Annotated in this window: 20 protein-coding genes; 15 read left to right on the top strand and 5 right to left on the bottom strand. The window is 63.8% G+C overall.

The features are described 5' to 3' along the window. Window positions 1-91: 91 nt before the first annotated feature. From G453_RS22230 to G453_RS0103910, 3 genes are all read right to left on the bottom strand, one after another. On the bottom strand, window positions 92-850 hold the full coding sequence (locus tag G453_RS22230; protein WP_043644352.1) for an alpha/beta hydrolase: 759 nt from the start codon (window positions 848-850) through the stop codon (window positions 92-94). Between the two features lie 103 nt (window positions 851-953). Continuing rightward, window positions 954-1,697: an S-methyl-5'-thioadenosine phosphorylase gene (gene mtnP, locus G453_RS0103915; protein ID WP_027189992.1), complete on the bottom strand. Its 744-nt coding sequence runs from the start codon at window positions 1,695-1,697 to the stop codon at window positions 954-956. A 63-nt stretch (window positions 1,698-1,760) separates the two neighbouring features. Next, on the bottom strand, window positions 1,761-2,276 hold the full coding sequence (locus tag G453_RS0103910) for an adenine phosphoribosyltransferase (protein ID WP_027189991.1): 516 nt from the start codon (window positions 2,274-2,276) through the stop codon (window positions 1,761-1,763). Between the two features lie 121 nt (window positions 2,277-2,397). Here G453_RS0103910 and G453_RS0103905 point away from each other — a divergent pair, with 121 nt between their 5' ends. Continuing rightward, window positions 2,398-2,979: a hypothetical protein gene (locus tag G453_RS0103905; protein WP_027189990.1), complete on the top strand. Its 582-nt coding sequence runs from the start codon at window positions 2,398-2,400 to the stop codon at window positions 2,977-2,979. 78 nt (window positions 2,980-3,057) lie between these two features. On the opposite strand, the gene G453_RS0103900 is transcribed toward G453_RS0103905, so the two are convergent. Beyond that, window positions 3,058-5,007, bottom strand: a complete 1,950-nt coding sequence (locus G453_RS0103900; protein WP_156920794.1) for a hypothetical protein — start codon at window positions 5,005-5,007, stop codon at window positions 3,058-3,060. Between the two features lie 179 nt (window positions 5,008-5,186). Between G453_RS0103900 and G453_RS0103895 the strand changes: the two genes are divergently transcribed. The 14 genes from G453_RS0103895 (at window position 5,187) to G453_RS0103825 (ending at window position 19,662) form a co-directional block, all read left to right on the top strand. Next, entirely contained in the window at window positions 5,187-6,509 is a 1,323-nt protein-coding gene (locus G453_RS0103895) for an amidohydrolase (protein WP_027189988.1), read from the top strand. 86 nt (window positions 6,510-6,595) lie between these two features. After that, window positions 6,596-6,832, top strand: a complete 237-nt coding sequence (locus G453_RS0103890; RefSeq protein WP_027189987.1) for a PxxKW family cysteine-rich protein — start codon at window positions 6,596-6,598, stop codon at window positions 6,830-6,832. Between the two features lie 233 nt (window positions 6,833-7,065). Continuing rightward, window positions 7,066-8,304: a M20 family metallo-hydrolase gene (locus tag G453_RS0103885; RefSeq protein ID WP_027189986.1), complete on the top strand. Its 1,239-nt coding sequence runs from the start codon at window positions 7,066-7,068 to the stop codon at window positions 8,302-8,304. A gap of 176 nt (window positions 8,305-8,480) precedes the next feature. After that, window positions 8,481-10,361 (top strand): tRNA uridine-5-carboxymethylaminomethyl(34) synthesis enzyme MnmG, encoded by a 1,881-nt coding sequence (gene mnmG / locus G453_RS0103880; protein ID WP_027189985.1) that lies wholly within the window; start codon window positions 8,481-8,483, stop codon window positions 10,359-10,361. Between the two features lie 22 nt (window positions 10,362-10,383). Continuing rightward, window positions 10,384-11,454 carry a hypothetical protein gene (locus G453_RS0103875; RefSeq protein ID WP_027189984.1) on the top strand — a complete coding sequence of 357 codons (1,071 nt, stop codon included), beginning with the start codon at window positions 10,384-10,386 and terminating at the stop codon, window positions 11,452-11,454. A 45-nt stretch (window positions 11,455-11,499) separates the two neighbouring features. Beyond that, on the top strand, window positions 11,500-12,354 hold the full coding sequence (locus tag G453_RS0103870; RefSeq protein ID WP_027189983.1) for a hemolysin family protein: 855 nt from the start codon (window positions 11,500-11,502) through the stop codon (window positions 12,352-12,354). Then, window positions 12,332-13,855, top strand: coding sequence for an apolipoprotein N-acyltransferase (gene lnt / locus G453_RS0103865; protein WP_027189982.1), 1,524 nt, complete (start codon window positions 12,332-12,334; stop codon window positions 13,853-13,855). The genes G453_RS0103870 and lnt overlap by 23 nt, the downstream gene beginning before the upstream one ends. 4 nt (window positions 13,856-13,859) lie before the next feature. Continuing rightward, window positions 13,860-14,979, top strand: a protein-coding gene (gene prfB, locus G453_RS0103860; protein WP_156920793.1) for a peptide chain release factor 2 whose coding sequence is annotated in 2 segments (ribosomal slippage) — window positions 13,860-13,940 and window positions 13,942-14,979 — 1,119 coding nt in all. Because the reading frame shifts where the segments join, the coding sequence is not laid out codon by codon here. After that, entirely contained in the window at window positions 14,966-15,838 is an 873-nt protein-coding gene (locus G453_RS22225; RefSeq protein WP_043644349.1) for a GGDEF domain-containing protein, read from the top strand. The genes prfB and G453_RS22225 overlap by 14 nt, the downstream gene beginning before the upstream one ends. Then, window positions 15,835-16,662, top strand: coding sequence for a MinD/ParA family protein (locus tag G453_RS0103850; protein WP_027189980.1), 828 nt, complete (start codon window positions 15,835-15,837; stop codon window positions 16,660-16,662). Before G453_RS22225 ends, G453_RS0103850 begins: the two co-directional genes overlap by 4 nt. A 106-nt stretch (window positions 16,663-16,768) precedes the next feature. After that, entirely contained in the window at window positions 16,769-17,044 is a 276-nt protein-coding gene (locus G453_RS0103845; RefSeq protein ID WP_027189979.1) for an HU family DNA-binding protein, read from the top strand. Between the two features lie 10 nt (window positions 17,045-17,054). Then, the gene (locus tag G453_RS0103835; protein WP_456071258.1) at window positions 17,055-17,960 is read left to right on the top strand and encodes a UshA-like (seleno)protein family 2; all 906 of its coding nucleotides are present in this window, start codon (window positions 17,055-17,057) and stop codon (window positions 17,958-17,960) included. Window positions 17,961-18,010: 50 nt separating this feature from the next. After that, the gene (gene dapA / locus G453_RS0103830) at window positions 18,011-18,889 is read left to right on the top strand and encodes a 4-hydroxy-tetrahydrodipicolinate synthase (protein WP_027189977.1); all 879 of its coding nucleotides are present in this window, start codon (window positions 18,011-18,013) and stop codon (window positions 18,887-18,889) included. Window positions 18,890-19,152: 263 nt separating this feature from the next. Beyond that, window positions 19,153-19,662, top strand: coding sequence for a DUF2087 domain-containing protein (locus G453_RS0103825; RefSeq protein ID WP_027189976.1), 510 nt, complete (start codon window positions 19,153-19,155; stop codon window positions 19,660-19,662). A gap of 113 nt (window positions 19,663-19,775) precedes the next feature. On the opposite strand, the gene G453_RS0103820 is transcribed toward G453_RS0103825, so the two are convergent. After that, on the bottom strand, window positions 19,776-20,699 hold the full coding sequence (locus G453_RS0103820) for a manganese-dependent inorganic pyrophosphatase (protein ID WP_027189975.1): 924 nt from the start codon (window positions 20,697-20,699) through the stop codon (window positions 19,776-19,778). Window positions 20,700-20,728: the final 29 nt, after the last annotated feature.

Genomic DNA, 20,728 nt, shown 5'->3' with positions numbered 1-20,728 from the left:
TTTCAAATTAAAACAAATGGTTTTTGCTGTTTGTCTTGAAAATCCGTATGGACGAATTTTGAGGACGCAACACGAGAAGTGACCCCGGCGGCTAAGCCCACCTGTCCGCGAAGGACACGCACAGTTGCGCCACGCGGTCGCGGGTTTCCTCATGCGTTGTCAGCAGATGATGCTTGGTGACGTTCTCCCGGATGGCCAGCAGCACCGCCTGACGCTCGGAGGAACCGGCCTTCCCGGTTATCTCCCAGAGGTTGGCGAGCGGCACGTGCCGATCCTTCGGGGAATGAATCCCCAAAAGCGGCGCGGTAATCTTCCCCAGATTGCGCCGCACCTCCCTCAGTCCGGTCAGAAAACTGCCCAAAGGCCCCAGGGCCACATGCTCTTCATAGCCCTCCCAGGGAGCGATGCGCCTGGATTCTGCGGTCTTCGGCTTGGAAGGCCAGAGGGGGCGGAACTTGTGGAGCAGTCCGGTCAGCGGCAGCCTCCAGTCCGTGGCTTCGGGCGGCAGGAACCGATACAGATAGACCGGGGAGGCGATGGTCACCACGCCGGCGGGCTTGAAGCGTTGGGCCAGTGCCAGGCACAGGCTCCCCCCCATGGACAGGCCCATCACGAACACCTTGCCGTGCTGCGTTTCCAACTGCCGGTACTCCGCGCTGAGAGAATCAAGCCAATCCTGCCAGCCGGTGCGGCTCCAGTCTTCCACTGTGGTGCCGTGGCCCGGCAGGGTCGGCATGAGGACCGGATAGCCGGACGCCGTGAGCGCCTCGGCCACGGGGGCCACCTCGAAGGGTGTTCCCCCGAAACCGTGCACAACCAGGCAAGCGGGTTTCTTCGTGAATGTATTCATGCGAACGCTCCCGTAAGTGCGTGCCGAAAAAAAAGACGCCATGCTGCCCGTGCCGCATGGCGTCCCGAATCGATGCGCGCGATGATACGGCGCGATTTTGCGGCTACAGGACGGATATAACCTCGATGAGCACGTCCGTCACCTTTTCCGCGTTCTGCTTGAAGATATGCAGGATGTCCTCCCAGGTGACGGGAGGCTCGTCGGTCTTCCAGCAGTCGTAATCCGTGGACATGGCCACGGCCGCGTAGGGCACTCCTGCCTCGGCGGCCAGGATGGCCTCGGTGGCCACACTCATGTTGATGACATCCGCACCCCACATGCGGAACATGTTGGATTCTGCCCTGGTGGAGAAGCGCGGCCCCTCGATGGTGATGACGGTCCCCTTGGGGTGGTGGGCATAGCCGAACTTCGCGCAGGCCTGGATCAGGCGCTGGCGCAGATCTTCGTCGAAGGGGTCGGCCATGGGGGTGTGCACGGGGCAATGGGGCTCGAACTGCTCGTGGAAAGTGACCGGGCGATGGCGCGTGAAGTCGATGAACTGGTCCAGCACCACAAGATCGCCCCTGCCGATCTCAGCCTTGAGGGAGCCGACCGCAGTGGTGGCCAGGATGTGCGTGCAGCCCACATTCTTGAGCGCCCAGATGTTGGCGCGGTAGTTCACCCAGGTGGGCGGGCAGGTGTGAGCGCGGCCATGGCGCGCCAGGAGCGCCACATCGCGCCCCTTGATCTTGCCGTGGCGCAGCGTGGAGTTGGGCTTGCCGTAGGGGGTATCCACCTCGCCGTCGACCGGGTTTTCCAGGATGTCGGGATTATCCAGTCCGCTGCCGCCGATGATGCCTATTTTCATGTCTGTTCCGTATTCGTGGTGATTTCTTGCGGGATCGAACGCGTCAGCTGATCTGCCCAAGCGTCAGCTGATCTGAATGATGCTGTCGAAGGGCAGCTCGCCCAGCTTGTCGCGTCCGTTGAGGAATCCAAGCTCGATCAGGACGCCGATGGCCACGATCTCCGCCCCGAAGACCTCCATCAGCTTGAGCATCCCCTGCAACGTGCCGCCAGTGGCCAGCACGTCATCGATCACCAGGACCTTCTCGCCTTTCAGCAGGGCGTCTTCGTGCATGCACAGGGTGTCCGTGCCGTACTCCAGGTCATAAGTGACGGAGGTGGTTTTCCAGGGCAGCTTGCCGGGCTTGCGCACGGGCACGAAACCGAGGCCCATCTTGTAGGCCAGGGCGGCTCCGAAAATGAAGCCCCGCGCTTCGGCGCAGACGATCTTGGTAGCGCCGCAGTCCTTGTAGCGTTCGGCCATGGTGTCGATGGCATGCCGGAATGCCGGGCCGTCGCCGAGCAGCGGGGTGATGTCCAGAAAAACGATGCCGGGCTTGGGGAAATCCTTGATATCGCGAATGAGGGCGCGCAGGTCCATGACAGCTCTCTCCTGATTTGATATCGATACCGTCGCGGCGCTACGCGATATTTGTCCACGAGTCAAGCGGCAGTGCAGCCATCATATCGAAAAATCTGGAGATTTTTACTTGTCCATTTGCATGCGAACCTTTTGGAAATACGCTTTATTTCCCCTGCTGATAAATGCCGCGCTGCTTATCCACCTCATGGGGCGAGATCCCGCGTGGTGGGGGCTGCGCAGCCACTACCAGCGGCTGGGTTGCCTCGGGCTGCCTGTGGGGGGGCAGTCCGCCCTGGTGCAGGGCCTGGACCAGGGATTCCTTCAGGGCGCGCCGCCCCAGCGCCTGCTGTCCGTCTCGCCCGGCGGCCCCCGCCTGGAATCTACCGACACACCCGGCTGGAGCCTGTACACCGTGGCCGAGGGGATGGCATCCCAGACGTTCATTTTCGAGGTGCAGGCTTCCGGCGAGTCCCTGACGTTTTTCCCCAGGGTCAGCGGGGCGGACAGTTCCGTGGAGGTTGCGGCGCTCAAGGGGGGCGAAAAGGGCAAGGCCGTCCCGCTTGCCAGGCTTGCCGGGAAGGCGGGCGAGTGGTCTCCCATCAGCGCCCGCTGGTCCGTGCCGCTGCTCTGCCTGGACCGCGACAAGCCCATCATGCTGCGCGTGACGCTCACAGGCCCGTGGGCGCAGCTCTGGGTCAGGGATGGAATGGCGTTCTTCTAGCGTTGCCACTTCAGAATTCGTTCATAAGGCTTATGAGCCCCCATGGTTCTCTGGGGGCACTCGGTCGCTGGCCGGGGCTCAGTAGGAGGCGCGCAGAACAGCCAGCATGCCGTATTTGGTTTCCACCCAGGCGTTGCCGCTGAGTTCGATCAGAAGCTCCACCACGTTGCCGGGCACGTCGGCCTTCAACTCCACTTCTGAACGCCCCTCGCGCGGCGCGACCGAGTCCGCCAGGGTGCGTCCGTCCACGTCCACGAGCGTACAGCGCGCCGAACTGGCAGGGTCCTTGGGGTCCACACGCAACGAAAGCGTTGCCTGCACGGCACTGAGCGGCCTGTCTCCCTCCAGCCTGAAGCGCAGCACGCCTGGATGCTTGCGGTCAAGCGGGGCCAGTCCTTCTGTCTCGGCGTTCAGGGTGGACAGGCCGTTCTGCATCGCCCTGCCCTGCCCGCTCACATGGCTGTGGCCGGAAGGGGCGAGCGCGGCGATCAGCCCGGCTGAAGCGGGTTTGAACACGGCATAGTGGTTCTGGTGTCCAACCGTCTCATAGAAAATCGTTGCGGAGTCGGCCACTCCCGGCGGCAGGAAGTCACCGTAGAACACCAGCCGGTCGAAGCGGCGGTCCCGAATGTCCTGGACCAGGGCGGATTCGCCTGCGCGCCAGAGCCCGGCCTGCTCGTAAAGCTGCGTCTCGATGCCGTCAAAGAAGGTCACGTCCCTGCCGGGAGCCTCGTTCAGGAACAGATGCCCGCCCTCGGTATTGACCAGAATCGATCCGGAGAGCCCCATGAGGCCGGACAGGTCCGCCGCCTTCTGTTCAGCATGCCCGGAGGGCCTAGGCAACCACAGGAACAGGAGCGCGAAGACAGCGGCCATTCCGTAAGGGCGTGATCTGGCGACCGCCCCCAGCAGAAGCCCCACGGCCAACAGGGCCGCGAGGACGGCCCCGAAGGCGTAGTTGACGTCCGCGCCCCAGGAGGCCAGCAGTTTGACCATGAACGCCGCGTTCACCACCGTCAGCACGGCGGGCAGGTCCCAGCGGCGGTTCCAGGCCGCCCAGCCCAGGTAGGCCGCAAAGAGCGTCCAGAGCACGGCGTACCTGTCCCAGACCTGCAAGAGCCGGGTGATCAGGTTGTCCATGGTGGAAACGCCCGGCAACGCCCCCATCAGCTTGGGATACAGGGCCACGTCGCGCAGGAAGTGGCCGCCGCTGGAGAACTCCAGCAGACCTGTCAGCGCGGCTCCGAGCGCTGCCGCGCAGACGCCCATCGCCAGCACCGGGCGCAGACCTGCCCTGCCTTTTCCCAGGCCCCACACGGCGCATCCCAGCAGATACGGAAGGGCCTGCTGCTTGGTGAAGCAGGCCAGACAGAGCAGTACGCCCGCTGCCAGAGCCAACCGATCGCTGCGGTCTTCGCACCGGAAGGCGGACCAGAAGGCCCAGGCTCCGGCCAGGGCCAGCAACCAGGCCAGCATGTCTGGCCGCGCGTGCAGGCTCCATTCAGCCAGAACGGGATCGAACAGCGTGAGCAGCACAATTGCGGCAGCTGCCAGACGCGAACGCGTGGCCGCATAGGTCCACCAGCCGACCAGCAGGGAGAGCCCCAGGAAGCTGCCCAGGCTCACCAGCCGCCCGGCAGCGATACTCCAGCCTGTCAGCAGGGACATGGTCGCGATGGCGGCGTGGTACACCGGAGGATAAATGGTGACCAGGAACGGATGCGACTGCATGGAGGGGTAGATGTTGTGGCCCTGGGCCAGGAACCAGGCTTTGACCGTCTCGCGCCCCTCCATGGCGTTCAGGGGCAGCGGGTCGGCCAGGGCCTGCGCGGCATGCTGAAAGTACGACGCTCCGAGCTCTCCGCCCATCCTGACAAGAAAGGCCACGCACATCAGGATCACAACTTGAGCAAGCTTGTCGAAATGCCCCATAGCGCGTTTTCTGGCCAGCGATCCGGGCTGGCCTTTGAAATATACTATCTTGACCAGTTGCAGATTCGCGAGAAACGCTACGGCGAGCAAAGGCATGCTCAACCCCGGCAGGCTGGAGCGGTACGGATCGAATAGGGCGATTCCCAAGGCCAGTGTCGCGAGAGACTGAAAGGGACCGAGAGATTTTGAACGCATAAGTCATCAGTTTTCCTTTTTTTGCGACGCGCCGCAAGTCGGAACTTGACTTCCCGGCCCCGCATGGCATGACCCCGCCCATGCCCACCAACTTTCCCGCCCGTTGCGGCACCCTCCTTCGCGCTGGCACCCTGGTCACCCAGGACGACGACCGGCGCGTCCTGTCCGACACCGCCGTGGCCATCGACGACGGAGTCATCACCGCTGTTGCCCCCTGGAGCGAAACGCCGCGCATCCAGGCGGACGAGACCATCGATCTTTCCGGCGACATCGTGCTTCCCGGGCTGGTCAACACCCACACCCACGCCGCCATGACAGTGTTTCGCGGCCTGGAGGACGACCTGCCCCTGATGGAATGGCTGACCGGGCACATCTGGCCCGCCGAAGCCCGGCTGACCCCGGAGATAGTTTCCCTGGGGACGCAACTGGCCTGCGCGGAGATGCTGGCCGGGGGAACCACCACCTTCTGCGACCTCTACGTTTTCGAGGAGGCCGTGGCCCGCGCCGTGGACACAGTGGGCATGCGGGCGGTTCTTGGCGAGGGCGTGTTCGACACCCCCAACGCCTCCTACAAGACCATCGACCAGGCCTTCGGGAAGGTCGCCGCGCTGGGGGAATTCTGCGCCGGGCGGGAGCTTCTGAGCCAATGTCTGGTGGCCCATTCGGTCTATGCCACGGGCGCACAGACGCTGAAGCGACTGGACGGGCTGGCGTGCGACAACGGCCTGACCCTCACCCTGCACGCCGCCGAGAGCGCCGTCGAGACGGCCATGTGCCTGGAGCGCTTCGGCAGGCGTCCCGTGGAGATCCTCGAAGATCTCGACCTCCTGCGCCCCGGCCTGCTCATCGCCCACGGCGTGGACGTCACTGAGGCGGAGATCGCGCTTCTGGCCCAACGCGGTGCGGCGGTGTCCCACAATCCGCGCAGCAACATGAAGCTTGCTTCGGGCATGGCTCCCGTGGCAGCCATGCGCGCGGCTGGAGTCACCGTGGGTCTGGGCACGGATGGCGCGGCCAGCAACAACTGCCTGAACATGTTCGCGGAGATGGGCGCTGCTGCCCTCATGGCCAAGGTGCGCGGGCTGGACCCCACCGCCCTGCCCGCACAGGCCGTGCTGGACATGGCCACGCGCGACGGGGCGGCGGCCCTTGGGCTCCAAGGGGTGGGGAGCATCGCGCCCGGCATGAAGGCCGACATGATCGCCCTGCGCGGGGACGCCCCCAACCTCCAACCGCCCCACTCCATCGTGTCGCATCTGGCCTATTCTGCCACGGGCGGTGAGGTCCGCATGACCATGGCCGGGGGGCGCGTGCTGTACCGGGACGGACGGTTTTCCACCATCGACTGGCCTGGACTGGTCAAAGAGATGGATTCCGTCAGGAAATGGGCGCGCGGGGCTTGACAGAAGCCGCTTAATGATGAAAGAGATCGCGGTTCCAAACGGCTAGAATCGTATCGCCCACAGGGGCGTGAACGGAGGATAGATCAATGAGCTATATGGTAAACGGCGTCGAGTGCCATCCCATCGTGGAAAAGTGCGAAGGATGCGACCGCACCAAGGAAGTTGAAGGTGTGAAGTATTGCAGCAGCTACCCCCTGCCCGAGCGCAAATGGGGCCAGAACGTCTGCAACTTCGCCACTCACGTCAAGGCTGAGAAGGACACCGGCGGCAAGGTCAAGGTCAACCCGCTGAAGGCCTCCAAGCGCGCCGCTCGCGGTCGTTAAGCGCCTTACTTGCTTTCTCCGGGCGGGAGCCTGCGCTCCCGCCCTTTTCTTTTTGTGTCCGGGCAGTCTTTCTGGCGAAAGTCGGCCCGAGCGGTCGGAGCGGTGTATGTCGTTCACGCCGCATGTCGCCATGCAATCGTTTACGACGTCCTTGCCATCTCCCCGTCCAAAGGCTACGGATCACCCGATAGGTGCGACTTTCGCGCCGTGAGACACAGCCCTCGGAGAATTCCATGCTTTCCGGCATACTTGATCACATCGCCGCTGACCGGGACACGGTCATCGACCTGCAACGCACCCTGGTCTCCATCCCTGCCATAGGCCCCGACAACGGCGGCCAGGGCGAACGCCTCAAGGCCGACGCCATGCTGGCTTGGCTGAAAGCCCAGGGAATCACCGACGTGACCGAATACCAGGCGCCGGACTCCCGCGTTTCCTGCGGTCACCGCCCCAGCATCAAGGCCGTCATTCCAGGTCGGGACACCTCCCGCACCTTCTGGGTCATCGCGCATCTGGACGTGGTGCCCGTGGGCGACCTGACCCTGTGGGCCACCGACCCGTTCGAGCTGTCCATCGAGGGCGAGGCTCTGGTGGGGCGAGGCGTAGAGGACAACCACCAGGGCGTAGTGGCTGCGCTGCTGGTGGGCAAGGCGCTCAAGGAGCGCGGCATCGTGCCGCCCATGAACTTCGGCATGCTGCTGGTGGCCGACGAGGAGAACGGGTCCAAGTACGGCCTGGACTGGCTCCTGAAGAACCACCCCGAGATCTTCGGCAAGAACGACCTGTACCTCATCCCGGATTTCGGCATCCCCTCCGCCGAGATGGTCGAGGTGGCCGAAAAGAGCATGCTCTGGCTGCGCATCACCCTGTCAGGCAAGCAGTGCCACGCGTCCTCCCCCGAGGAAGGCGTGAACACCCTGGTGGCCACGGCGGCCTTCATCCTGCGCCTGACCAAGCTGCACGACCGCTTTCCGGCGGTCAACCCGCTCTTCAAGCCCGCCAACTCCACGTTCCAGCCCACCAAGAAAGAGGCCAACGTGGAGAACGTGAACACTATCCCCGGCCGGGACGTATTCTATATGGACTGCCGCGTGCTGCCCCAGTACGATCTGGACGACGTGCTCGAGGCCATCGAGGAGATGGGCCGCGATATCTGCGCCACCTATGGCGTGACCGCCGAGTACCATATCGTGCAGAAGGAGCAGGCCGCTCCGGCAACGCCCAAGGACGCCGAGATCGTCACCCGCCTGATCGGGGCCATCCGCTCGGTCTACGGCGGCGATCCGCGCCCCATGGGCGTGGGCGGCGGCACCGTGGCCGCGTACCTGCGCCGCGCAGGCATGGACGCCGCAGTGTGGGCCGCCTGGGTTCCCAACGCCCACCAGCCCAACGAGCGCTCCCTCATCAAGAACAACATCGGTGACGCCCAGGTTGTGGCTGCCGCCCTCTTCGGCGTCGGGGAAGGAGCCTAGCTTCAGGAAAACGAGGCCACCGGCGGTCCGTCCGGCGTTATTTCAGGCGACGGGCTGACAGGTCCGCGAACAACCTGGAGCCCGTCCGCCTGGCCTTGTGCCGAAAGCCGTTCCAGAAGCCCGTTTCACCCAACACACGTATGTCCGATCAACCTCCCCCCCTTCCCGGCCCCGGTATGGCCAAGGAGCCCTTCCCCGAACGCTTCGACCTGGTGGTCGTGGGCGCGGGGCATGCGGGCTGCGAAGCGGCCATGGCCTCGGCCAGGCTGGGTCTTGCCACCCTGCTCCTCACCATAAACGCCGACCGCATCGGGCACCTCTCCTGCAATCCGGCCATCGGCGGCCTGGCCAAGGGCCACATGGTCCGGGAGATCGACGCCCTGGGCGGCATGATGGGCCTGTGGGCGGACGCCTCGGGCATCCAGTTCCGCCAGCTCAACACCCGCAAGGGTCCTGCCGTGCGGGCCACCCGCGCCCAGATCGACCGGGACATGTACCTGTCCGTGGTCAAGCGCGACATTTTCGCCCAGAAGAATCTGTGGGTCCGACAGGACATCGCCGTGCGCGTGCTGGCCGAGAACGGCCGGGCCTGCGGCGTGGCCACGGCCCTTGGCGAGGTCCATCCGTCACAGGCGGTGCTCCTGACCACGGGGACCTTTCTGCAGGGACTCATCCACATCGGGCTGTCCAGCTTTTCGGGCGGACGCCTGGGCGACCCGGCGGCAGTGGGCCTTTCGGACAGCCTGCGTTCCTTCGGCATCGAACTGGGCCGTCTGAAGACCGGCACCACGCCGCGCCTGCTGAAGGATTCCATCGATTTTTCCCAGATGCTCATCCAGCCCGGCGACGACCCGCCAACGCCCTTCAGCTTCCGCTCCACCGGCGTGCCGCTGGAACAGCTGCCCTGCTGGCTGACATACACCAACGCGGCCACCCACGAGGCCATCCGCTCCGGCTTCGACCGCTCCCCCATGTTCACCGGCGTCATAACCGGCACGGGAGCGCGTTATTGCCCCTCCATTGAGGACAAGGTCGCCCGTTTCCCCGAAAAGGAACGCCACCAGATTTTCGTGGAGCCCGAGGGTCTTACCAGCCCGGAAGTCTACCCCAACGGCATCCCCACCAGCCTGCCGCTTTGCGTCCAGAAGGCCATGCTGGCCACGGTTCCCGGCTTGGAAAAGGCCCAGATCGTCCGGCCCGGCTACGCCATCGAATACGACTACGCCAACCCTAGACAACTTCAAGCGACACTTGAGACAAAGGCCCTGCCCGGACTCTATCTGGCAGGCCAGCTGAACGGCACCTCCGGCTATGAAGAGGCCGCCGCCCAGGGGCTCTGGGCCGCGCTCAACGTGTATTGCGCGCTCACGGGGCGTCCGCCGTTTCTCTTGCGGCGCGATCAGGCCTACATGGCCGTGCTGGTGGATGATCTGGTCACCAAGGGCACAAGCGAACCCTACCGGATGTTCACATCGCGCGCCGAGCACCGCCTGCTGCTGCGCGAAGGCAATGCCGACGCGCGCCTGACGGCCATCGGGCGCGAGCTGGGGCTGGTGGACGACTCGCACTGGGCGATGTTCCGCGCCAAGGAGAGCGCCCTGGCTGCGGCCATGGAAGGCCTGGAGTCCGTGCGCATCCGCCCGGACGCGCCCACGCGCGACCTTCTGGCCTCGGTGGGTGCGGCCATCCCCGGCAAAGCGGTGTCCCTTGCGGATGTGCTGCGTCAACCCCAGCTGGCGATCCAGGATCTGGTCCCCCTGTGGCCCGAACTGGAACGCTTCCCGCATGACGTTCTTCAGGAGGCCGAATCGCTGGCCAAGTACGACGGCTACCTCAAACGCCAGACCGAACTGGCCGAGAAGCTATCCCGGCTGGAATACCTGGAACTTCCTCCAGATATGGCGTATCAGGAAGTCGCCGGGCTCTCGCGCGAGGTGGTCGAGAAGCTGCGCGGAGCCCGACCCGCGACCCTGGGGCAGGCCTCCAGGATTTCCGGCGTGACCCCGGCATCCCTGGCCTGCCTGGAAATTCACCTGAAGAAAACAGGCCGCATTTAGCGTAGCGAGCGGACCCGGCACAATGGACGACCTCCCCCATAGTATCCTCTTCCAGGCGTCACTCGACTCGTTCTTCACGGGCGTGTTCGAGGACATCCTGGCTGGTCGTGTGACCCTGGAATCCGTGCTGGTGGTGGTGGCGTTTTTCGGAACGTTCGTGCTGCTGACCTCATTGGCCTACACCTTCGCAGGCAAGCCCCGCATGAGGATGCTGGACCAGCCCATCACCTGGGTCACCAACTACCGTCGCATCATGGAGCTGCTGGACTCAGCCGTCACGCAGCGCAGCAAGGTCCGCGTGAGCTTCCACCGCGACCTGGGCGCGGCGCGCTCAACGGACGGCGTCCTTCTGGAGGTCGGCAAGGACGGGCTGCTGCTGGAAATGTCCTCGCTGAAATCCATCAACCCTTCATGGGTGGGCCGGACGCTCGAGTTGAATTTCAGGCTGCGCCTGCCGGAGCAGCCCAAGCTGCAATCCACGTTCACCTTCATCTCCGAGATTGACTCCTACGAGGTGCTGGAAACCGGCATCGTCCAGCTGCGCATCTCTCGCCCCCTTCGCCTGGAACTCAACCAGAACCGCCAGCACCTGCGCGTTGAGCCTCCGGACAAGTACGTGCAGACCTTCACCATGTGGACCGACGATCAGGTGCGCCACGACGGCGATCCCAGGAGCCCGGACACCTGGGGCCCTCCCCTCTACGAGGGAGGCGGCGGCGGACATGACATCGAACTGCTGAACCTGTCCGGCGGCGGCCTGCGCGTGAAGATCTCCCCCGGAGCGTTGCGGGCCAAGACGAACAAAATCACCGTGAACCAGCAATACTATTGCCAGCTCACCCTGGCCGACCCCGACCTGGACGGCTACGCGACCCACTACGTGCTCATGCGGGTGGGCAAATGCTATGACGACTGCGAATCGAAAACGGAACTGTCCCTGGGCATGACCTTCACGTCGGTGGGCGTTCCCTACGATCCGCCGCTGACGGGGCTTCGCTGGCGCACAGTTGACCGGGATTTCGGCATCCGGGAACTGGACGACTGGGCCTACGAGCTGCACCTGGAACTGTACCGTAACAAAGGCATCGCATAATACCAGCCGCACGGCCCGGCTGGCCGCGCGCACGGAGGACTTAAGTTGGACGACGGATCGGAAGGACGATTCTGGACACTGGTGAACAAATTCTTCCGGGGGCGCAACGACCTGCCCCTGGAGGAACTCATCCAGGCAGCCAAGGAAGACGGAGAGGTAGGCGCGGAAGACGCTTCTGTGCTGCTCAAGGTGCTGCGCCTGGGCAAGAAACAGGTGGCGGACATAATGATCCCCCGGACGGACATCATCTGTTCCGACGAAGATGACGGCATCCAGGAGGTCATCCGCCTCATCATCAAGCACGGCCATTCGCGTATCCCCATCTACAGGGAAAACCGCGACCATATCCTCGGCGTGGTCCACGCCAAGGATCTGCTCGCGTACCTGGTCAACCCCAAGACCGAGGCCCCCCCGCTGGAAAAGGTGATTCGAAAGCCCCTGTACATTCCCGAAACCAAGAACCTGAAGGACATGCTCTCCGAATTCCAGAAGGGGCGCATTCACATCGCCGTGGCCCTGGACGAATACGGCGGCACTTCGGGGCTGGTAACCTTCGAGGACGTTCTGGAGGAGATCGTCGGGGAGATCGAAGACGAACACGACCCCACCCGCCCGGCGGAATTCCAGGAGCTGGAAGACGGCAAACTGAAGGTGCACGGACGCTTCCCCCTGGAAGAGCTGGCCGAGCGTTTCTCCATCGCCCTGGAGTCCGAACAGGTGGAAACCGTGGGCGGCTTTCTGAGCGAACAGGCCGGTCGCGTCCCCAGGCAGGGCGACTTCTTCGAGATCGACGACCACCGCTTCACCGTCCTCGAGGCGGACAAGCGGCAGGTGCGCTGGGTGCTTATCGAGCCTCTCCAAGACGCGGACACGCCCGATGATTCGTCAGTCCCGGCCTGATTCGGCCTGGGGACTCATCCTCGCCTGCGCAGCCGCGTCCTTCCTGGCCTTCGCCAACCCCGTGTCCCGACTGCCGCTTTTGGTGCTGGTGGTTCCGTGGACTCTGGCGGCCCTGGCCCGGCAGGCATCCGGCCCGAAGCGCGCGTTCAGGCACGGGTGGTTCGCGGGGTCCCTGGGAGCGTCGGCCAGCTTGTACTGGATAGCCATTCCCGTCCACGACTACGGTTCTCTGCCCTGGATACTGGCCGTGCCCTGCCCCATCCTCATGGGCATGGTGCTGGGGCTTTATCCCGCCGTATTCTGCGCGGGGCTCCACGTTGCCGGACGCGGGCTGCGCCCGCTGGCCCTCGGGCTGTTTGCGGGCCTGGCCTGGACAGCCATGGAAGCGTTGCGAGGCTGGCTCTTCACGGGGTTTCCCTGGTTTCCCCTGGCCGCCGCGCTGGCTCCCTGGCCGCTGGCCATCCAGGCGGCGACGCTGGTGGGCGCATACGGCCTTTCCGGCCTCCTGGCGGCGTGCGGCGCATGGCTCGCCGGTCCGGGGCTTCCCCCGCGCATGGCGGCGGCGGCGCTGGCCGCAGCCCTGTGCGGCTACGGGCTGTGGTCCCTGGACAACCCCATCGCCGAGGACGGTCGCTTCAACGCGGCCATGATCCAGGGCAATATCGAACAGGCCATCAAGTGGGACCCCGAAACCCTTGCGGCGGCGGTGCAGAGCTACGTCGACCTGAGCCTGTCCGTGGCCTCCTCCAGGCCGGACGTCTACCTCTGGCCGGAAACGGCCCTGACCTTTTTCGTGCAGGAACCCGGCCCGGAAACCTCGCTGGTGACCGCCTTCGTCAAGAAGACGGGCGTGCCTCTGGTCTCGGGCGCTCCGGGGTTCGAGCGCGTGGGCAGGGCGACGCCGGTCTTCAACCGGGCGTACCTCTTCAGCCCGCAGGCGGCTCCCCGCTTCTACGACAAGCAGCATCTGGTCCCCTTCGGGGAATACGCCCCCTTCGGTCAGGATTTCCCCCTGCTCTCCGACCTGCTCCAGGGGGTCGGGGCCTTCACGCCCGGACACAACATAGCCCCCCTGCTGGCTGGCCGCCTTGCCATGGGTATGCTCATCTGCTATGAATCGATCTTTCCGGAACTGGCCCAGGAGCGCGTCTCGGCCGGGGCAAACGTGCTGGTGAACATCTCCAACGACGCCTGGTTCGGCAACTCCGCCGCCCCCAGGCAGCATCTGGAACTGGCGACGCTGCGCGCAGTGGAACAGAACCGCTTCGTGCTGCGCGCCACCAACACCGGCATCACCGCGCTCATCGACCCCAAAGGCCGCGTGAGCAGCGAAACCGCGCTGTTCCAGAAGGCCGCTGTGGCCGTCACCGGAGTGGGACTGATAACCAGGACGTCCCCCTACCATCACCTCCACGGCTGGCTCGAGGCAGGCGCTGCCCTGGCCGCCCTGGCGTTGCTCTCGTGGGCGGCGCTCACAACAAAACGCACGCACGGCATATAATACCATGGCACTCTTGCAGTATCCCGACTTGAAAACACAGGCCAAAGACCTCCAGGACCAGTTCGATTCCCTCTGGGGGCGACTTTGACCTGGAAGGCAAACGCGCGCGCCTGGAAGCCATAGAGGCAGAACTCTCCAAGCCCGACTCCTGGCAGAACCCGGAACGGCTCACGCCTTTTCTGCGCGAAAAGGCCGACCTCTCCGGCAAGGTCGCCAACTACGAAGCCCTGCAGAAATCCCGCGAGGACCTGGACGAGTGGCTGGTCATGGCCCAGGAGGATTCGTCCTCCCAGGAAGTGCTCCAGGCCCTGGCAGACCAGCTCGACTCGCTCTCCAAGCAGGTCGAGGCCGCAGAACTGGCCACCCTGCTCTCCGGTGCGGAAGACGCTTCCGGAGCCATTCTGGAAATCCACCCCGGAGCAGGCGGCACCGAAGCCCAGGACTGGGCCGAAATGCTGCTTCGGCTCTATCGCCGCTGGTGCGAACGCCATCAGTTCGGCGTGGACATCCTGGACTTCCTGGACGGCGACGAGGCGGGCGTGAAGTCCGTGACCCTCCAGATCAACGGCCCTTACGCCTACGGCTTTCTCAAGGCCGAGAAAGGCATCCACCGCCTGATCCGCATATCCCCTTTCGACTCCTCCGGGCGCAGGCACACCTCCTTCGCCTCCGTGGACGTCTACCCGGACGCCGGGGCGGACATCCAGATCGACGTGAAGGAGGAGGACATCCGCGTGGACGTCTTCCGGGCCAGCGGCCCAGGCGGACAGCACGTCAACAAGACCAGCTCCGCCATCCGCATCACCCACATGCCCTCTGGCATCGTGGTGCAGTGCCAGAACGAAAAGAGCCAGCACCGAAACCGCGAATCCGCCATGAAGGTGCTGAAAGCCAGGCTCTACGATCTGGAGCTCAAGAAGCAGCAGGCCGTGCGCCAGGCCGAGTACGAATCCAAGGACGCCATCGGCTTCGGCAGCCAGATTCGAACCTACACGCTTCAGCCCTACCGTCTGGTCAAGGACCACCGCACCGGCAGCGAGGCGGGCAACGTGGAAGCCGTCCTCGACGGCGACATCGACACCTTCATCCGCGATTACCTCCTGCACTTCCATGCCGGAAAATAACGACTCCCCAAGCACTCTCGCCGAGGAACGGCTCGTAATACTGGAAGAGATCTCCAGGCTGCGGGAAGCCTTGGCCAAGGTGAACCGCGCGTCCATGGGCCCAGAGTGCCGGGACGGCCTGATCCTCATGCGCCTGTGTTCCGGGCTGACCCTGGACGAATGGGCCGAGATGACCAAGGACGGCCAGTTCATGCACTGGCTGGCGCTGCCTGCCACAGGCGACCCCACGCCGCATCTGGCGCGCATCCAGCACACCCTGGAGGAACTGGCCCACCAGACCCGCCACGACCCCCTGACCGGACTCGCCAACCGACGCGCCTTCGAAAAGAACCTGAAGATGGAATTGGAACGCGCCTACCGCAGCGGCTCCAGCCTGTCCCTGGCCATCATCGACCTGGACGACTTCAAGGCCGTCAACGACACGTACGGCCACCTCTGCGGCGACCGGGTGCTGGCGGCCACCGCCGGGACCCTGCTCAGCCACAAGCGCGGATACGACCTCGCCGCGCGCATCGGAGGCGAGGAGTTCGCCCTCATCCTGCCCGGCTCGGGCCTCGTGCAGGCCGAGACCACGCTTTCGCGGGTGCTGGCTGAGGCCAAGACGCGCAAGGTGATGTGCGAGGGTGTCTCAACCCCGATCAGCGCAACCTGCTCCGTCGGGCTGGTGTGCACCAAGGGCAAGGTGGTGCTGAGCGTGGACCGCTTCATGGACATGGCCGACAAGGCGCTCTATGAGGCCAAAGCCCAGGGCAAGGACCGCATCGTCAAGGCGCCGATCCCCGACCTCCTGGAGACGCCCCAGGCAACCCTGGTTCATGCCCAGGAAAAACAATTCCTGTTCACAGGGCCGGATATATGAGCCACGAACCCGTCAATCCCCTCTCCACGCTGAGCATCTCCATCCTGTCGGGCAAGGGCGGCGTCGGCAAGACAAACCTGGCCCTGAACCTGGCCTACGCCCTGTACCGGGCCAACCACAAGATGCTGGTCATGGACTTCGACGTCGGGCTGGCCAACGTGGACGTTCTGCTTGGCGTGTCGCCGGAGAAGAACCTCCAGGACCTGCTGAAACCCGGCGTGACTCCGGCCGACGTGGTCGCCCAGGTTGAACCGGGAGGCTTCGACTTCCTGCCCGCCGCCAGCGGCGTCCCCGAGCTTCTGGAACTCGACGAGGACATGCGTGATTCGGTCTTCACCAAGCTGAACACGGTGCTTGGCGAATACGACTACATTCTCTTCGACCTGGGCGCGGGTATCGGCAAGACCGTCCTGTCGCTGGCCTCCATGACGCGCATGCGCATCCTGGTGGTCACTCCGGAACCCACTTCGCTCACCGACGGCTACGCGGTGATCAAGGTGCTGAAAAACCAGCACAACATCACGGACTTCCTGGTGGTCGTCAATCAGGCCACCAACGCCAAGGAAGGCCAGCTGACCTTCGACAGGCTGCACGGGGCCTGCAAGCGCTTCCTCGACCTGGATATCCGGTACCTGGGCGTCGTCCATACCGACTCCAACGTGCCTGACGCCGTACGCAGGCAGGTGCCGCTCATCAAGCACGCCCCCAAGTGCCGGGCCTCGCAGGATATCCTGAGTCTGGCCATCAAGATCGGCAGATTCCGCGCCGAATCCAAGCCGTTGCTCTCCCAAAAGTCCATTTTGAAAAAAATAACGAATGCTTAACTTGACGGCTTCCCAGGTATCCGCAATACATGCGAAAAAGGTCTGTGCGTTTTGCGACAACCAAGGATACCCGGTTTGACGCCGGAACCTCAATACGGAGGCTGTCATGAATAAAAGCGAACTCATCAACGCTCTGGCCGAAAGCCGTGAAATCCATGTGGACGAAGCCTCTGCCGTGGTCAATTCCTTCATCGACTCCATCAAGCAGGCACTTGTTGATGGCGACCGCGTCGAGATACGGGGATTTGGCAGCTTCAAGGTGAAAGGCTACAAGGGCTACACCGGGCGCAACCCCAAATCCGGGGATGTGGTCGACGTCGCACCCAAGCGCCTGCCCTTCTTCAGGCCCGGCAAGGAACTCAAGGAATATCTTAACAAGTAGGTTTTGTTACATGCGCTTTGTCTTCAAGCTTCTCCTGGCCGTTTTCGCCGTTGTATTCCTGGCGGAACAGGCCAAGGCGGAGCCGGTTCTGTCCATAGTATTCAGCGGCAACTCCTGGGGCTACCTCAAACCCTGCCCCACCTGAGGAAACCGCACCATAGGCGGGCTGGCCCGGCGGGCCGGCGCTTTCGAGAAGATTCGCTCCCAGGAGAGCGTCAAGGGACTGACCGCGTTCATCGCCGGTCCCTATGAGTTCATCTCCGACGACGGAGTCGAGCATGCCCTGCCGGAGGCCTACGCGCCCCTGGTCAAGGCATACGAGGCATTGAACTACAGCACCGGAGCAGTCTCTCCGGCGGAGGCGGCCCAGTTCTCCTCCCTGGGGATTGCGCCGCCGACGGGGTGGCAGGTTCTGGACCCCAAGGAGCCCAAAGGCGTCATCCTGGATACGGCCAAAGGCAAAGTTGGCGTGGTATACTTCCCGGAGACCAAAAAGCCCGGTGGTGACCCCACACCTGAACAGCTTCAGGCCGTCTCGCGCAAGCTCAAGGAGCTGCGCCCGCAGGTGAAGCTCCTGGTGGGCGTGAGCCCCTGGGGCGTGCAGACCGAATCCGACTTCATCGAGAAGCAGAAGCCGGATCTCGATGTGCTGCTCGGCTCGGGTACGGGCGTCGGATTCTCGGCCAAGGCGGACCAGGGCAACGGACGCGTGCTGTGGATGCACACGTACACAAAGGGCAAGGCGATCTACACCATTGACCTGCTCGCCTGGCCCAACGAAAAATCGTTCAAGTGGGAGAAGGAAGTCAACTTCACCACCCAGGCGGTGGTGTTGGACGACACCTTCACCCCCACACCCGCTCTGGAGCAGATGCTCCAGAACGTTCCCGATCCGGGCGACAAGCAGGCGAAATAGGCCTTCGGGGCTTGGCCTTTTCCGCTGAAATGAACTAACTGGAGGGCAGCATGCAGTTTACTGGAGCGTTCACGGCTCTCGTCACCCCGTTCAAGAACGGGGCGGTTGACGAGGAGGCATATCGCGCGCACATCGAGTGGCAGATCGAACAAGGCATCGACGGCCTTGTTCCCTGTGGAACCACGGGAGAATCCGCCACCCTTTCCCACGCCGAACATGTCCAGGTGATAAAAATCTGCGTTGACCAGGTGAAAGGGCGCATTCCCGTCCTGGCCGGAGCAGGTTCCAACAACACCACCGAAGCCGTGGAACTCGCCCGCCACGCCAAGGACGCCAAAGCCGACGGCGCGCTGCTCATCACGCCCTACTACAACAAACCCACCCAGGCTGGCCTGATCGCGCACTTCAAGGCCATCGCCGACGGTGTGTCCATGCCCTTCATCGTCTACAACGTGCCCGGGCGCACCTCCGTCAACCTGCTCCCCCAGACCGTTGCCGCCCTGAAGAAGCAAGTGGCCGACGTGGTGGGCATCAAGGAAGCCACCGGCAACCTGACCCAGATATCCGAGGTGATCGAATTCTGCGGCAAGGACTTCACCGTGCTTTCAGGAGACGACTTCACTGTGCTGCCCACCCTGGCCATCGGCGGACACGGCGTCATCTCCGTGGTGTCCAACGTTGCCCCGGCCTTGATGCGCAAGCTGTGCAAGGCCTGGCGCAAGGGCGACATCAAGAAGGCCCAGCGGCTTCATTACAAGCTGGCTCCGATCAGCCGGGCCATGTTCATGGAGACCAACCCCATCCCGGCCAAGACCGCCCTTGGGATGATGGGACGCATGAAGCCTGAACTGCGCCTGCCGCTGGTGAACATGTGCCCAGAGAACGACGCCCGGCTCGCCGAGGTGCTCAAGAAATCCGGCATCATGTAATAGTGGGAACTTGATCGAGACAAGGCGGAGTGGCGACACTCCGCCTTTTTTATGGCGATAGCGCACCCAGTTTTTAAGCTTGCGGCTCATTTCGGGTTGCCGTAAGGAGGAAACCGGTCGGCAGTTCACCAAGGCGTCGCCGCCCCGCAAGGGGAGCTAAACCTGCCCGCATTCCCATTCCACCGACACCTTATCCCGTGCCGGGCCGGAAGACGGCGACCACCGGCGATCCTCTCAAGGATTGGCGCGTACGAGGATAAGCCATGTCCCGCACTCCCTTGCCCCTGTTCACTGGGGACGTCTCCGATTTCGCCCGCTCCCTTCGTGGGCAACTCAGTTCATGCGACCACACCCCCGGCCATGTCGAGCTGCTGAATATGCTGGCCCGCAGCGCCGGATATCGCAATTTCCAGCACTTCCGGGCGCAATGCGAATCGCAGACCCGGCTGGATACGCCCCCTGCCCCAATCGCCATGGTCGATACCGGCCTGGTGCTGCGGGCGGCACGCTACTTCGACGCCAGCGGCAGCCTTACCCGCTGGCCGGGGAAATTCAGCCACCGGGGGCCGTGCCTCTGGGTCATCTGGTCTAAATTGCCGCCCAGGCAGGACATGTCCGAGCCTGAAATCAACGGGCATATAAACGGCGCACATCTGTTTGAAGACCACGCCCTGTTGCGCAGGGAGCTGTTCGACCGGCGCATGGTCTCGCGCACGCCCGACGGCCGGGTCTACCGGCGCATCGAACGCCAGCCAACAGCCCGAGGCGCTTGAGCTGATCAAGCGGTTACGTTCGACCCAAGACAACTAGCCAGAGTCATCAATACAAAAAAGCCCGGAGCGGTTTCGCGCTCCGGGCTTGAATCATCTTGAGGGTCGTGTCGCGACTAGGCGCCGAAGACCTTCTCGAACTTGGGAACCACGTCCTTCTTGCGGCTCATGACACCGGGCAGCCAGACCGAGGTGCCGGTGGGCTTCACGCCGAAGGCCTTCTCGACAACGGAAGCGTCGTCGGAGACGATCAGCATCTCAGTGCCTTCCTTCATGATGTCGGTGAGCAGCAGGAACACGGAGTGCAGGCCCTTCTCGGACTTCACCTTGGCGATGTCGGCCTGCAGGTCGGCCTTGTACTTGTCCAGGATGGCCAGGTCCACGACTTCCAGCTGGCCGATGCCAACGCCGGTGCCGGACATGCTGAAGTCCTTGTAGTCGCGGAAGACCAGGTCGCGGATGGGGGTGCCGTCAACAGCGGACTTCACCTTGAACATTTCCATGCCCAGAGCCATCATGTCGGCCACGCCCGCGATCTTGGCCAGCTTTTCACAGGCCTTCTTGTCTTCGGGGGTGCAGGTGGGGGACTTGTACATGACGGTGTCGGACAGGATGGCGCACAGCATGATGCCGGCCATGGGCTTGGAGATTTCCACGCCGTAGAAATCGTACATGCTGGCGATCACGGTGCAGGTGCAGCCCACGGGCCAAACCCACATTTCCAGGGGGCTGGAGGTGGTCACGTCGCCCAGCTTGTGGTGGTCGACGACGCCCAGGATCTCGGCCTTGCCGAGGTTCTCAAGGCTCTGGGCCAGATCGGAGTGATCCACCAGGAAGATCTTCTTGCCTTCGGCGTCGGTGACGATCTCGGGGGCGCTCACGCCGAACTTGGCGAGAACGAAGTCGGTCTCAGGGGTGGTCTTGCCCTGAGCGGCGGCGACGGCGGGAATGCCGCGCTTGGTCATCAGGTCGGCCACGGCAATGGCCGAGGCGATGGAGTCGGTGTCCGGGTTTTTGTGTCCAACGACGTATGCTGCCATGTTCGAATCCCTCCTGAGGTGAAGTGCAA

Source organism: Fundidesulfovibrio putealis DSM 16056 (assembly GCF_000429325.1).
In the GTDB taxonomy this organism is placed as follows: domain Bacteria; phylum Desulfobacterota; class Desulfovibrionia; order Desulfovibrionales; family Desulfovibrionaceae; genus Fundidesulfovibrio; species Fundidesulfovibrio putealis.
Note: the sequence above shows the minus strand (reverse complement) of the source record. Positions and strands in the feature narration are given on the sequence as shown.